The organism is Kosakonia oryzae, assembly GCF_001658025.2.
Lineage (GTDB): Bacteria > Pseudomonadota > Gammaproteobacteria > Enterobacterales > Enterobacteriaceae > Kosakonia > Kosakonia oryzae.
This window is the reverse complement of record NZ_CP014007.2, coordinates 537,984-551,255: the sequence shown is the minus strand read 5'-3', so window position 1 is coordinate 551,255 and position 13,272 is coordinate 537,984. Positions and strand designations below refer to the sequence as shown.

The following is a 13,272-nucleotide window of genomic DNA, read 5'->3' as shown; positions in this document are numbered from 1 at the left end:
TTACCGGGACGCGAAAAACTTATTCAGCAACGATGCTGATAAATTTACGGTTTTTCGGGCCTTTAACTTCGAACTTAACTTTACCGTCAGTCAAAGCGAACAGAGTGTGGTCACGGCCGCAACCTACGTTAGGGCCAGCATGGAACTTGGTGCCACGCTGACGAACGATAATGCTACCTGCCAGAACTGCTTCTCCGCCAAAGCGTTTTACGCCCAGACGTTTAGCTTCTGAATCGCGACCGTTACGAGTTGAGCCGCCAGCCTTTTTATGTGCCATTTAAATCTACTCCTCAGGTCTTAGGCGCTGATGCCAGTAATTTTCACATCAGTGAACCACTGACGATGGCCCTGCTGCTTACGATAGTGTTTACGGCGACGAAACTTAACGATTTTAACTTTCTCGCCACGACCGTGAGCAACAACTTCAGCTTTGATTAGGCCGCCATCAACGAAAGGAACGCCGATTTTGACTTCTTCACCATTTGCGATCATCAGAACTTCAGCAAATTCAACAGATTCGCCAGTTGCGATGTCCAGCTTTTCCAGGCGAATGGTCTGACCTTCGCTTACTCGGTGTTGTTTACCACCACTTTGGAAAACCGCGTACATATAAAACTCCGCTTCCGCGCACATATTCTGATCAATCAGAGTGCGCTATAAATATTCACAATAGGGCGCGAATATTACGCAAATCGCGAGCCTTTGACAAGAGAGATTGTCACTCAACGAAGAAAAAAAACACAACTTGTAAGGTATCGTTTATCTGGCGCGTTTTTACAGTACAATCAACAATACTATTCTAACCCGTAACCCTTTGTTATCCCATTTTGATATGTGGTAAACAGGACTGAAAGCCCGGCTTTTGCGATGAATTTAGAAAAAATCAATGAGTTAACCGCGCAAGATATGGCGGGTGTGAATGCGACGATCCTACAACAACTCAACTCGGATGTTCAGCTAATCAACCAGTTGGGTTATTACATCGTGAGCGGCGGTGGCAAACGCATCCGTCCAATGATAGCAGTACTGGCGGCGCGCGCCGTTGGATATGAAGGCAATTCACACATCACGATCGCAGCGCTGATCGAATTTATTCACACTGCGACACTTCTGCATGACGATGTTGTGGATGAATCAGACATGCGTCGCGGTAAAGCGACAGCCAATGCCGCATTTGGTAATGCAGCCAGCGTGCTGGTTGGGGATTTTATCTATACTCGCGCTTTTCAGATGATGACCAGTCTCGGTTCGCTGAGGGTGCTGGAACTGATGTCAGAAGCCGTGAACGTCATTGCCGAAGGCGAAGTGCTGCAATTGATGAACGTCAATGACCCGAACATCACTGAAGAAAACTACATGCGCGTCATCTATAGCAAAACCGCACGTCTGTTTGAAGCGGCCGCGCAGTGTTCTGGTCTTTTGGCTGGCTGCAACGAAGCACAGGAAAAAGGGTTACAGGATTACGGCCGCTATCTGGGAACCGCATTCCAGTTGATCGACGACTTGCTGGATTACAGCGCTGATGGCGAGACACTGGGTAAAAACACCGGTGATGACCTGAATGAGGGGAAACCGACGTTGCCGCTGTTGCATGCGATGCACCACGGTACTCCGGAACAGGCACAGATGATTCGCGAAGCCATTGAGCAAGGTAATGGTCGGCATCTTCTGGAACCTGTACTGGAAGCAATGGCAGTTTGCGGTTCACTGGAGTGGACCCGTCGTCGCGCCGAAGAGGAAGCGGATAAAGCCATTTCTGCTCTACAGGTTCTGCCTGATACCCCGTGGAAAGAAGCGCTGATCGGCCTGGCCCATATTGCGGTGCAACGCGATCGTTAATCCTTCCAGATTCCCGCGCATTGTCGCGGGAAAGTTCTTGTAAGTTTCCATAAATAAATCAAAACCTTTCAAATCACCTGACATCATTGCCTTGTCAAAATCCTAAAACATAAAATATACATGAACTTTTCAGAACAAAAGTTCATGTATGAGTATAGTAAGTACCACAAAAGGATTGGTATCAACTTCTATCAGGGAGATGTTATGGAAACGAAATTTATCGACTGGCATCAAGCCGATATTATTGCAGGGCTGCGTAAAAAAGGGACATCACTGGCAGCTGAGTCGCGAAAAAACGGGTTAAGCTCATCCACCCTTGCGAATGCATTGACCCGTTCCTGGCCGAAAGGAGAGTTGATTATCGCCAGGGCGCTGGGAACAGAACCGTGGGTAATATGGCCATCGCGCTATTACGATCCCGTCACGCATGCGTTTATTGATAAAACAAAGCTCATGCGCAAAAAGCGCGGCGATAAGTAAGTAAAACCGGCCAGTAAAAAAGGGAGCAGAGGCTCCCTTTTTTGTCGCTAACTATCGCTTACTCGCCTTTGACGCGCTCGATGTTTGCGCCGAGAGCACTGAGTTTATCTTCAATGCGTTCATAGCCGCGATCGATATGATAGATACGATCGACGATGGTTGTCCCTTCAGCAATGCAACCTGCGAGTACCAGGCTTGCGGAAGCACGCAGATCGGTCGCCATAACCTGAGCGCCGGAAAGTACTTCTACGCCGTGGCAAATCGCCGTATTACTTTCAATTTCCGCATGCGCGCCCATACGGATCAGCTCCGGAATGTGCATAAAACGGTTTTCGAAAATAGTTTCAGTGATAACGCCAGTGCCTTCAGCGACCAGATTCAGCAGCGTAAATTGTGCCTGCATGTCGGTCGGGAAACCCGGATGCGGCGCAGTCCGCACATTCACTGCTTTCGGTCGTTTACCGTGCATGTCGAGGCTAATCCAGTCTTCACCGACCTCGATTTCAGCCCCAGCATCACGCAGTTTAGCCAGCACGGCGTCCAGCGTATCCGGCTGAGCATTACGACAGACAATTTTGCCGCCGGAGATTGCCGCCGCAACGAGGAAAGTCCCCGTTTCAATACGATCGGGCAACACGCGATAAACACCGCCGCCAAGGCGTTGTACGCCTTCGATAGTGATACGGTCAGTACCCATACCGGAGATTTTCGCGCCAAGCGTGTTGAGGAAGTTTGCTGTATCGACAATTTCCGGCTCGCGGGCAGCATTCTCGATGATGGTTGTACCTTCTGCCAGAGTGGCTGCGGACATAATCGTAACCGTCGCGCCGACGCTCACTTTATCCATCACAATATGTGCGCCTTTCAGGCGGCCATTGACAGAGGCTTTTACATAACCCTCTTCCAGTTTGATCTCGGCACCCAACTGCTCCAGGCCAGTAATATGCAAATCAACCGGACGCGCGCCAATTGCACAACCACCCGGCAGTGAAACCTGCCCCTGACCGAAACGGGCAACCAGCGGCCCCAGCGCCCAAATAGAGGCACGCATGGTTTTCACCAGATCGTAGGGGGCGCAGAACACGTTCACTTTGCTGGCGTCGATCCATACGGATCCGTTACGCTCCACCTTCGTACCCAGCTGGCTCAGCAGCTTCATGGTGGTATCGATATCTTTCAGTTTCGGAACGTTGCGGATTTCGACCGGCTCTTCTGCCAGCAGGGCGGCAAAGAGGATCGGCAGTGCGGCATTTTTCGCACCTGAAATTGTCACTTCGCCCTGGAGTCGCGTTGGCCCCTGTACACGAAACTTATCCATTCATCTGATCTCTGTTAAGAATTCACACGCGCGGCGGGACAAGCCCCACCTACGCTCAAAAACCGTTTAATTTACGATCGCGAGCCCACTCTTGCGGCGTATACGCTTTGATCGACAGGGCATGAATACGGTTATCCGCGATGTATTCCATCAGCGGGCCATAGATGGTTTGTTGTTTCTTGACCCGGCTCATGCCGTCAAAAATCTCACCCACAGCGACAACCTGAAAGTGGCTGCCATCGCCAGTGACGTGGGCTTCCTGGAGAGAGAGTGCATTCATAAGCACTGTCTGAATTTCATGATTTTCCATGGGTGTAAATATCATCTGATAGTGAAAACAGTCACACATCTTAGAGGAAAGTGACGCGGTCTTAAACAAGCAAAAAGCCCCATCGATATAAAGGATGGGGCTTTAAATAGTAACGCTTTGAAAAAATTAGCGAGGGAGTACATCCTCGGGCAGGTTATACAGAGCCGCAAGCGTGGCGACACTATCACTCATGCCAGCCAGCGAAATAACGGCCCCCTGCTTTTTTCCCTCAGCGATAAGATGAATCAATAAAGCGATACCAGCCGTATCAACACGAGTCACGCCCTGTAAATCGATACACGTTACGCCTTCCATTGCCTCGACGCGTGCATTATACAGCGGGTTGAGAACGTCCTGGTCCAGTTCCCCCTGCAGTGTCAGGCTTTCACCCTCGCGCGACCAGCTGAGCTGCGGCGTCATTGCTTCTTCTCATCCAGGGTAATTTTCTGACGGGAAATAGACTGCAATTCCGCAGTCAGGCCATCGATACCTTTCGTACGCAACAGATCGCTCCACTCATTCTGTTTTGTGGTGATCATGCTGACCCCTTCGGCAATCATATCGTAGGCCTGCCAGTTTCCGGTCTGCGTGTTTTTACGCCACTGGAAATCCAGTCGTACCGGCGGACGGCCGTTCGGATCGATAATGGTTACGCGGATCGGCACAATCGTGGCATCGCCCAGCGGCTGTTCCGGCGCAATCTGATAAGTCTGGCCGTGATACATCGCCAGCGCCTGGCCGTAAGCCTGTTTCAGATATTCACGGAAAGCAGCGAAATACGCGTCGCGCTGCGCTGGCGTAGCTTCTTTATAGTAACGACCCAGCACCAGCGCACCAGCATATTTCACCTGGACATACGGCAGCAGTTCCTGATCGACGACATTACGCAGATAGTCCGGGTTAGCGCGGATCTGCGGTTGCTCATTTTTGAGGCGATCGAACGTTTTCTGCGCCGCATCTTTCATTGCAGCATACGGGTTGCTTTGATCGGCAGCGACTGCCGCACTCAGCGGCGCCACTACCAACAGGGCAACCATTAATAAGCGTTTAAACATAACTCGATTCTCCTCTTAATTCGTCTGACCAGCAGACGGTGCGGCTTGAGTATTCCCTTCGCCATGCGCTGCCGCATCGCCTGAATTCTTATTGTCACCGCCTTTACTGTTGTAAAGGAATTGTCCGATGAGATCCTCAAGCACTATCGCGGACTTGGTGTCCTGAATTGTGCTGCCATCTTTAAGCATCGACGTTCCCATTTCTGGATCGTCAAACCCGACATTCAGCGCCAGATACTGTTCCCCCAGCAAACCCGACGTGCGTATAGCCAGCGAACTGGTATCCGGGATCTGGTTGTAGCGATCTTCAATATCCAGCGCCACGCGCGGCAGGTAGGTTTTAGGATCGAGGGAGATATCAGCAACGCGACCAATCACTACCCCGCCAATGCGGACCGGCGAACGCGCTTTCAGTCCGCCGATATTGTCGAATGTCGCGTAAACGCGGTAGGTCGGTTCAGTACGCATTGACGTGACATCAGCCGCCTTCAGGCAGATGAAGAGTGCAGCCAGCAGCGCCAGCACCAGAAAAACACCTACCCAGATTTCACTTTTTTTCGTTTGCATGAACTCAATTCCCAAACATCAATGCGGTGAGCACAAAATCAAGACCGAGTACGGCCAGCGAGGAGTGCACAACAGTGCGCGTTGTCGCACGGCTGATCCCGGCAGAAGTCGGGATCGCATCGTAACCGTTAAACAACGCAATCCAGGTTACGGTAATAGCAAAGACCACGCTTTTTATCAGGCAGTTAACCATGTCCAGGCGCAGTTCAACGGCGTTTTGCATCGCCGTCCAGAAAAAGCCGCTATCAATACCTTTCCAGTTAACCCCGACCAGTGAACCGCCCCAAATCCCGACCGCGACAAAAATAATCGTCAGCAGCGGCAGCGAGATAACACCAGCCCAAAAACGAGGAGAAATCACGCGACGTAACGGATCAACCGCCATCATCTCCAGGCTGGAGATCTGCTCAGTAGCACGCATCAGGCCAATCTCGGCCGTCAACGCAGAACCCGCGCGACCGGCAAACAGCAGAGCAGCAACCACCGGCCCCAGTTCACGCAGCAGCGACAGCGCCACCAGCATGCCAAGGCTCGTTTCTGCGCTGTAAGTCGTCAGCACCAGATAACCTTGCAGGCCGAGCACCATACCAATAAACACGCCGGAGACAATAATGATGAGCATGGATAGCACGCCAACGTTATAGAGCTGGCGAACCAGCAACGGCGCATGCTTACGGAATTCTGGCTTACCAACCACCGCGTTGAACAACATCAAACCGGCACGCCCAAATGTGGCGATCGTTTTGATACCGCGATGTCCTAGCGCCGCCAGTGCATTTAACAGCATGAGCGTCTTAACTCCCTGAATCGAGTAAATCGAGCTGGTAATCTCCAGCCGGATAGCGGAACGGCACCGGGCCATCAGCAATGCCATCAAGGAACTGACGCACGCGAGGATCGCTATTTTCCTGTAACCCCTGCGCACTGCCGTGGGCAATGATCTTACGGTCAGCCACAATGTAGGCATAATCAGCAATGCTCAGCACTTCCGGCACATCATGGGAAACCACGATGCATGTGACGCCCAGTGCGCTATTGAGTTCAGAAATTAATTTTACCAGCACGCCCATAGTGATCGGATCCTGACCAACAAACGGCTCATCAAACATGATCAGATCCGGCTCCAGCGCGATAGCGCGCGCCAGCGCAGCACGTCGCGCCATGCCACCGGAGAGCTCCGACGGCATCAGCCATGCCGCGCCGCGCAAACCGACAGCTTCCAGCTTCATCATCACCGTGCTGTGCAGCAGCGGCGCGGGCAAATGTGTATGCTCACGCAAGGGATAAGCAACGTTGTCAAAAACGTTCATATCGGTGAACAGGGCGCCCGACTGGAATAGCATGCTCATTCGTTTACGTACGGTAAAAAGACGCGAACGGCTCATTGCCGGCACGTTCTCGCCATCAAACAATATCTCGCCTTTATCTGGCGGGATCTGGCCACCAATCAGGCGCAGCAGCGTTGTTTTGCCGATCCCCGACGGCCCCATGATCGCGGTGATCTTACCGCGTGGTACCGTCAGTGAAATATTGTCGAAGATGGATCGATTACCGCGGGAAAAACTGACGCCACGGACATCGACCAGATTCGCCACAGTCTGGCTCATTTTCTTTTCCTTTCGACCTTATCGGATATAAGCATGACGCTTGCTAACATCTAAAACCCAATATTTTTACAGAATATTACCCGCGAAGGTTAGCGAAAGCTGGCATTTGTTTTACTTTTGAGCCGCATAAAGTCAAAATTAGGAATCATTACGCTATGCGTAACGTCCGGTTTTGCAAGACATGGCGGCTGCAAACCGGCAGAATTATACCTGAAGAAAGGACGTTAGATGCTTTTAGCCACGGCGCTATTGATAATTGGTTTACTCCTGGTGGTCTACAGTGCCGATCGTCTGGTGTTCGCAGCTTCGATACTTTGCCGGGCATTAGGCGTACCGCCCTTAATTATCGGGATGACCGTTGTCAGTATCGGCACATCATTACCAGAAATTATTACTTCGGTTGCAGCCTCCTTTCATGGCCAGATTGACCTGGCTATCGGCACCGCCATCGGCTCCAACATAACCAATATCTTATTGATTCTTGGCGTCGCGGCGCTGCTGCACCCTTTTACCGTGCATTCCGATATTCTGCGTCGAGAATTACCGCTAACCTTGTTAGCCAGCTTGCTGGCTGGCGCTGTGCTTTACGATGGCCAGCTAACGCGCGTAGATGGCATTATTTTACTGTTATTAGCCGTGCTATGGCTGGTGTTCATTGTTAAAATTGCCCGCCATGCCGAGCGTCAGGGCAATGATAGCCTGACACGCGAGCAACTGGCTGAATTGCCACGCGATGGCACGCTCTCTGTAGCCTGCCTGTGGCTGGGCGTCGCGCTGATTATTATGCCGATGGCAACGCGCATGGTGGTGGATAACGCCACCGTGGTGGCGAACTATTTTGCGATCAGCGAACTCACCATTGGTCTGACGGTTATTGCCATCGGCACCGGGCTTCCGGAACTGGCAACAGCCATTGCGGGAGCGCGCAAGGGGGAAGACGATATTGCGATAGGCAATATCATTGGCTCCAACATTTTTAATATTGCTATCGTGCTTGGCTTGCCCGCGCTGATTGCGCCGGGCGCGTTTAATCCGATGGCTTTTACGCGTGATTATGGCGTGATGCTATTGGTCAGCGCCATTTTTGCCCTTACCTGCTGGAAACGTAAGCAGATCAGTAAGGGCGTGGGCGCGCTGCTGTTTAGCGGGTTTATCGTATGGCTGGCGATGCTGTACTGGCTGTCGCCGCTTTTGACTGGATAATCGGATACGCATTATGTCGCAAATAGATTTGCAGCCGGGTTTTGACTTTCAACAAGCAGGCAAAGATGTCCTCGAGATTGAACGTGAAGGCCTCGCACAGCTTGATCAATATATCAACAGTGACTTCGCCCAGGCGTGCGAGAAAATGTTTTATTGCGCCGGCAAAGTGGTGGTGATGGGGATGGGCAAATCCGGCCATATCGGCAGAAAAATGGCGGCAACATTCGCCAGCACAGGCACCCCTTCCTTTTTTGTCCATCCCGGCGAGGCGGCTCACGGCGATCTGGGTATGGTCAGCCCGCAGGATGTAGTGATCGCCCTGTCGAATTCTGGCGAATCAAACGAAATACTGGCGCTGATCCCGGTACTGAAACGGCTAAAAGTTTCGCTGATCTGTATGACCAGCCGCCCGGAAAGCAGCATGGCGCGTGCGGCGGATATTCATCTCTGCGTGAAGGTACCTAAAGAAGCCTGCCCGCTGGGCCTGGCGCCGACGTCCAGCACCACAGCAGCGCTGGTCATGGGCGATGCGCTGGCGGTTGCACTGTTGAAAGCACGTGGGTTTACCGCAGAGGATTTTGCCCTTTCTCACCCTGGCGGCGCGCTGGGACGCAAGCTGTTGTTGCGGGTAAACGATATTATGCACACCGGCGATGAGATCCCGCATGTCAGCAAGGCCGCCAGTTTGCGCGATGCGCTGCTGGAGATCACACGCAAAAATCTAGGTATGACGGTGATCTGCGACGATCTGATGAAGATCGAAGGTATCTTTACCGACGGCGACTTACGTCGCGTGTTTGATATGGGCGGAGATGTACGCAACATGGGTATTGCCGACGTGATGACACCAGGCGGCATTCGCGTACGGCCTAATACGCTGGCGGTCGATGCGCTGAACCTGATGCAGTCGCGCCACATCACCTCGGTGATGGTTGCCGATGGCGACCAATTGCTGGGTGTGTTACATATGCATGATTTGCTGCGCGCTGGCGTAGTGTAAAGAAGGACATCAGAATGAGTAATGCTGGCGCGTCGCTTCCAACCTGTTATGGGCCGGTTAGCGCGCAAGTCATGAGCAAAGCGGAAAAAATTCGCCTGCTGATCCTCGATGTGGACGGCGTGCTATCCGATGGCCTCATCTATATGGGCAATAATGGGGAAGAGCTAAAAGCGTTTAATGTTCGCGACGGCTATGGGATCCGCTGTGCGTTAACTTCCGGCATTGAGATCGCCATTATTACCGGTCGAAAAGCTAAACTGGTAGAAGATCGTTGTGAAACCCTGAAGATTAAACACCTGTATCAGGGACAGTCGGATAAACTGCTGGCCTACCGTGAATTACTGACCAGGCTGGCGCTCACGCCGGAACAGGTTGCCTATGTGGGTGACGATTTAATTGACTGGCCGGTGATGGCCGAAATAGGTCTAAGCATTGCCGTCGCCGATGCGCACCCTTTGCTGCTTCCGCGTGCTGATTATGTCACGCGCATCAATGGAGGTCGCGGCGCAGTCCGTGAAGTGTGTGATTTGTTGCTGCTGGCGCAGGGCAAGCTGGATGAGGCCAAAGGGCAATCGATATGAGTAAAACCAGACGTTGGGTCATTATTCTACTGGCGCTGGTCGCTTTGGTACTGATTGGTATTAACCTGACCTCTCAGGATGAACCTGAACAAACCACAACTGACGACAAAGCGCCAACCTACACCAGCAAACACACCGACACGGTGGTTTATAGCCCGGAAGGTGCGCTCAACTACCGCTTGATCGCGCAAAACGTCGAATACTACTCCGTCGATGGCGTGAGCTGGTACGCGCAACCGGTGCTGACCACCTTTGACCAGAATAAAATACCTACCTGGTCGATTAAGTCAGATAAAGCGAAATTAACAAGCGACAGAATGCTTTACCTTTACGGACATGTTGAGGTCAACGCATTGACAGCAGATGCACAGCTACGAAAAATCACCACGGATAACGCCCAGATCAATCTGGTAACGCAGGATGTTACTTCCGATGATCAGGTAACATTGTACGGAACAACATTTAATTCCACCGGCCTGAAAATGCGCGGCAACTTACGCAGCAAAAACGCCGAGCTGATTGAAAAGGTTAGAAGCTCCTATGAAATTCAAAACAAACAAACTCAGCCTTAACCTGGTTCTCGCCAGTACGCTTTTTGCCGCTGCACTTCCGGCTTTTGCCGTGACCGGTGATACCGAACAGCCGATCCATATCGACTCCGATCAGCAGTCGCTGGATATGCAGGGCAATATTGTCACCTTCACCGGTAATGTCGTGGTGACGCAGGGGACCATTAAAATCAACGCCGATAAAGTGGTAGTAACGCGCCCGGGCGGCCAGCAAGGCAAAGAGATCATTGATGGTTATGGCAACCCAGCCACGTTTTATCAGATGCAGGACAACGGCAAACCGGTGAAAGGCCACGCTTCACAGATGCACTATGAGCTGGAAAAAGATTTTGTCGTGCTGACCGGTAAAGCCTATCTCGAGCAGTTGGACAGCAACATCACTGGCGACAAGATCACCTACCTGGTGAAAGAGCAGAAAATGCAGGCGTTCAGCGACAAAGGTAAACGCGTCACCACCGTATTGGTGCCGTCGCAGTTGCAGGACAAGGGCAACACCCCAACCCCGGCTCCTAAGAAGAGTAACTAATTCGTTATGGCAACATTAACTGCAAAGAATCTCGCGAAGGCCTATAAGGGCCGCCGCGTGGTTGAAGACGTCAGCCTGACCGTTAATTCTGGCGAAATTGTTGGGCTGCTTGGCCCTAACGGCGCAGGGAAAACGACCACCTTCTATATGGTGGTCGGGATTGTTCCGCGTGACGCGGGCAATATCATTATTGATGATGACGATATCAGCTTGCTGCCGCTGCATGCGCGCGCGCGTCGCGGCATCGGTTATTTACCGCAGGAAGCGTCTATTTTTCGTCGTCTGAGCGTGTATGACAACCTGATGGCAGTGCTTCAGATCCGTGACGATCTGACGTCCGAACAGCGCGAGGATCGCGCTAATGAATTGATGGAAGAGTTCCATATTGAGCATCTGCGCGACAATATGGGACAGTCCCTTTCGGGTGGTGAACGTCGCCGCGTTGAAATTGCGCGCGCACTGGCGGCAAATCCTAAATTTATCTTGCTGGATGAACCCTTTGCGGGCGTCGATCCCATCTCGGTTATCGACATCAAACGCATCATTGAACACTTACGTGACAGTGGGTTAGGTGTGTTAATTACTGACCACAATGTTCGCGAAACGCTGGCGGTGTGTGAACGTGCTTATATCGTCAGCCAGGGGCATTTAATTGCTCATGGTACACCGCAGCAAATCCTTGAAGACGAACACGTTAAGCGCGTATATCTTGGGGAAGACTTCAGACTCTGATAGGGTAGAGTTTATTGAGGTATTTTGTCGGAGAGTGCTGCTCTGAATATGAAGCAAGGTTTGCAATTAAGGCTTAGCCAACAGCTAGCTATGACGCCGCAACTGCAACAGGCTATCCGTCTGTTGCAGCTGTCTACGTTAGAACTTCAGCAGGAACTTCAGCAAGCGCTGGAGAGTAACCCATTGCTGGAACAAGCCGATCTTCATGAAGAAGTGGATAGCCAACAAACCCAGGAAAATGAAGGCCTGGATACCGTAGACGCGCTCGAACAGAAAGAGATGCCTGAAGAGCTGCCGCTGGACGCCAGTTGGGATGAGATTTATACCGCCGGAACGCCTTCCGGCAGCAGCCACGATTATATCGATGACGAACTGCCGATTTATCAGGGGGAAACGACACAATCTCTTCAAGATTACCTGATGTGGCAGGTGGAGTTAACGCCGTTTTCCGATACCGACCGCGCAATCGCAACCTCTATTGTCGATGCTGTCGATGAGACCGGCTATCTTACTGTGTCGCTTGAGGATGTGCTGGAAAGCATGGGTGATGAAGAGATCGGTCTCGATGAAGTTGAAGCGGTGTTAAAGCGCGTTCAGCGTTTCGATCCGGTTGGCGTCGCTGCGCGCGATCTGCGCGATTGCCTGTTGATCCAACTTTCTCAGTTTGCGAAAGATACGCCCTGGTGCGAAGAGGCTCGCCTGATCATCAGCGATCACCTCGATCTGCTCGCTAACCACGATTTCCGCTCTCTTATGCGCGTCACGCGTCTTAAAGAAGACGTGCTGAAAGAAGCGGTCAATCTGATCCAGTCGCTGGATCCGCGCCCCGGCCAGTCGATTCAGACCGGCGAACCAGAATATGTCATCCCGGATGTGCTGGTGCGTAAGCATAACGGGCGCTGGACGGTAGAACTGAACTCCGACAGCATTCCGCGTCTGCAAATCAACCAGCACTACGCTTCAATGGGCGGCGGCGCACGCAATGACGCCGACACCCAGTTTATCCGCAGTAATTTGCAGGAAGCGAAGTGGCTGATCAAAAGCCTTGAAAGCCGTAACGACACGCTATTGCGCGTCAGCCGCTGCATCGTCGAGCAGCAGCAGGCATTCTTTGAACAGGGCGAAGAGTTTATGAAACCGATGGTGTTGGCGGATATCGCCCAGGCCGTCGAAATGCACGAGTCCACGATTTCCCGTGTGACAACGCAGAAGTACCTGCACAGTCCTCGCGGCATTTTTGAATTGAAGTATTTCTTCTCCAGCCATGTGAATACGGAAGGCGGCGGCGAAGCCTCGTCGACAGCCATTCGCGCGCTGGTTAAGAAATTAATCGCCGCAGAAAACCCTGCAAAACCACTGAGCGACAGTAAGCTGACAACGCTGCTTTCCGATCAAGGAATTATGGTAGCGCGGCGTACCGTTGCGAAGTATCGAGAGTCTTTATCCATTCCGCCGTCTAACCAGCGTAAACAGCTGGTGTGACCC

18 protein-coding genes are annotated in these 13,272 nt (G+C 52.0%); 9 read left to right on the top strand and 9 right to left on the bottom strand.

Going from position 1 to position 13,272, the window contains the following annotated elements:
- Window positions 1–19: 19 nt before the first annotated feature.
- Window positions 20–277: a 50S ribosomal protein L27 gene (gene rpmA / locus AWR26_RS02660; RefSeq protein WP_035887967.1), complete on the bottom strand. Its 258-nt coding sequence runs from the start codon at window positions 275–277 to the stop codon at window positions 20–22.
- A gap of 20 nt (window positions 278–297) precedes the next feature.
- Entirely contained in the window at window positions 298–609 is a 312-nt protein-coding gene (gene rplU / locus AWR26_RS02655; protein ID WP_007369913.1) for a 50S ribosomal protein L21, read from the bottom strand.
- A gap of 258 nt (window positions 610–867) precedes the next feature.
- On the opposite strand from rplU, the gene ispB reads away from it, so the two are divergent.
- Together ispB and sfsB are read left to right on the top strand one after the other, a co-directional pair.
- Window positions 868–1,839 (top strand): octaprenyl diphosphate synthase, encoded by a 972-nt coding sequence (gene ispB, locus AWR26_RS02650; RefSeq protein ID WP_043956389.1) that lies wholly within the window; start codon window positions 868–870, stop codon window positions 1,837–1,839.
- 204 nt (window positions 1,840–2,043) lie between these two features.
- Window positions 2,044–2,319 (top strand): DNA-binding transcriptional regulator SfsB, encoded by a 276-nt coding sequence (gene sfsB, locus AWR26_RS02645; protein ID WP_007369911.1) that lies wholly within the window; start codon window positions 2,044–2,046, stop codon window positions 2,317–2,319.
- A gap of 58 nt (window positions 2,320–2,377) precedes the next feature.
- Here the strand turns inward: sfsB and murA are convergent, their stop codons facing one another.
- From murA to mlaF, 7 genes are all read right to left on the bottom strand, one after another.
- Window positions 2,378–3,637, bottom strand: a complete 1,260-nt coding sequence (gene murA / locus AWR26_RS02640) for a UDP-N-acetylglucosamine 1-carboxyvinyltransferase (protein ID WP_007369910.1) — start codon at window positions 3,635–3,637, stop codon at window positions 2,378–2,380.
- Between the two features lie 55 nt (window positions 3,638–3,692).
- Window positions 3,693–3,947, bottom strand: a complete 255-nt coding sequence (gene ibaG / locus AWR26_RS02635; protein ID WP_007369909.1) for a BolA family iron metabolism protein IbaG — start codon at window positions 3,945–3,947, stop codon at window positions 3,693–3,695.
- Between the two features lie 126 nt (window positions 3,948–4,073).
- On the bottom strand, window positions 4,074–4,367 hold the full coding sequence (gene mlaB, locus AWR26_RS02630; RefSeq protein WP_064563378.1) for a lipid asymmetry maintenance protein MlaB: 294 nt from the start codon (window positions 4,365–4,367) through the stop codon (window positions 4,074–4,076).
- Complete coding sequence (gene mlaC / locus AWR26_RS02625) at window positions 4,364–5,002, bottom strand: phospholipid-binding protein MlaC (protein WP_043956386.1); 639 nt, start codon at window positions 5,000–5,002, stop codon at window positions 4,364–4,366. Before mlaC ends, mlaB begins: the two co-directional genes overlap by 4 nt.
- Before the next feature lie 15 nt (window positions 5,003–5,017).
- Window positions 5,018–5,569, bottom strand: a complete 552-nt coding sequence (mlaD, locus tag AWR26_RS02620) for an outer membrane lipid asymmetry maintenance protein MlaD (RefSeq protein ID WP_043956385.1) — start codon at window positions 5,567–5,569, stop codon at window positions 5,018–5,020.
- Window positions 5,570–5,573: 4 nt separating this feature from the next.
- Complete coding sequence (gene mlaE / locus AWR26_RS02615) at window positions 5,574–6,356, bottom strand: lipid asymmetry maintenance ABC transporter permease subunit MlaE (RefSeq protein ID WP_064563376.1); 783 nt, start codon at window positions 6,354–6,356, stop codon at window positions 5,574–5,576.
- 7 nt (window positions 6,357–6,363) lie between these two features.
- The gene (gene mlaF / locus AWR26_RS02610; RefSeq protein ID WP_043956383.1) at window positions 6,364–7,176 is read right to left on the bottom strand and encodes a phospholipid ABC transporter ATP-binding protein MlaF; all 813 of its coding nucleotides are present in this window, start codon (window positions 7,174–7,176) and stop codon (window positions 6,364–6,366) included.
- Between the two features lie 228 nt (window positions 7,177–7,404).
- Between mlaF and AWR26_RS02605 the strand changes: the two genes are divergently transcribed.
- Genes AWR26_RS02605 through rpoN form a run of 7 tightly spaced genes read left to right on the top strand, consistent with a single transcriptional unit; the run spans window position 7,405 to window position 13,269 of the window.
- Window positions 7,405–8,379, top strand: a complete 975-nt coding sequence (locus AWR26_RS02605; protein ID WP_064563374.1) for a calcium/sodium antiporter — start codon at window positions 7,405–7,407, stop codon at window positions 8,377–8,379.
- 13 nt (window positions 8,380–8,392) lie between these two features.
- Entirely contained in the window at window positions 8,393–9,379 is a 987-nt protein-coding gene (gene kdsD, locus AWR26_RS02600; protein WP_064563372.1) for an arabinose-5-phosphate isomerase KdsD, read from the top strand.
- A 14-nt stretch (window positions 9,380–9,393) separates the two neighbouring features.
- Window positions 9,394–9,960, top strand: coding sequence for a 3-deoxy-manno-octulosonate-8-phosphatase KdsC (gene kdsC / locus AWR26_RS02595; protein WP_043956380.1), 567 nt, complete (start codon window positions 9,394–9,396; stop codon window positions 9,958–9,960).
- The gene (gene lptC / locus AWR26_RS02590; RefSeq protein WP_043956379.1) at window positions 9,957–10,532 is read left to right on the top strand and encodes an LPS export ABC transporter periplasmic protein LptC; all 576 of its coding nucleotides are present in this window, start codon (window positions 9,957–9,959) and stop codon (window positions 10,530–10,532) included. Before kdsC ends, lptC begins: the two co-directional genes overlap by 4 nt.
- Window positions 10,501–11,055 (top strand): lipopolysaccharide ABC transporter substrate-binding protein LptA, encoded by a 555-nt coding sequence (gene lptA / locus AWR26_RS02585; protein ID WP_043956378.1) that lies wholly within the window; start codon window positions 10,501–10,503, stop codon window positions 11,053–11,055. The genes lptC and lptA overlap by 32 nt, the downstream gene beginning before the upstream one ends.
- 6 nt (window positions 11,056–11,061) lie before the next feature.
- Window positions 11,062–11,787, top strand: a complete 726-nt coding sequence (gene lptB, locus AWR26_RS02580) for an LPS export ABC transporter ATP-binding protein (RefSeq protein WP_007369898.1) — start codon at window positions 11,062–11,064, stop codon at window positions 11,785–11,787.
- 48 nt (window positions 11,788–11,835) lie between these two features.
- Window positions 11,836–13,269: an RNA polymerase factor sigma-54 gene (gene rpoN, locus AWR26_RS02575; RefSeq protein WP_035887975.1), complete on the top strand. Its 1,434-nt coding sequence runs from the start codon at window positions 11,836–11,838 to the stop codon at window positions 13,267–13,269.
- Window positions 13,270–13,272: the final 3 nt, after the last annotated feature.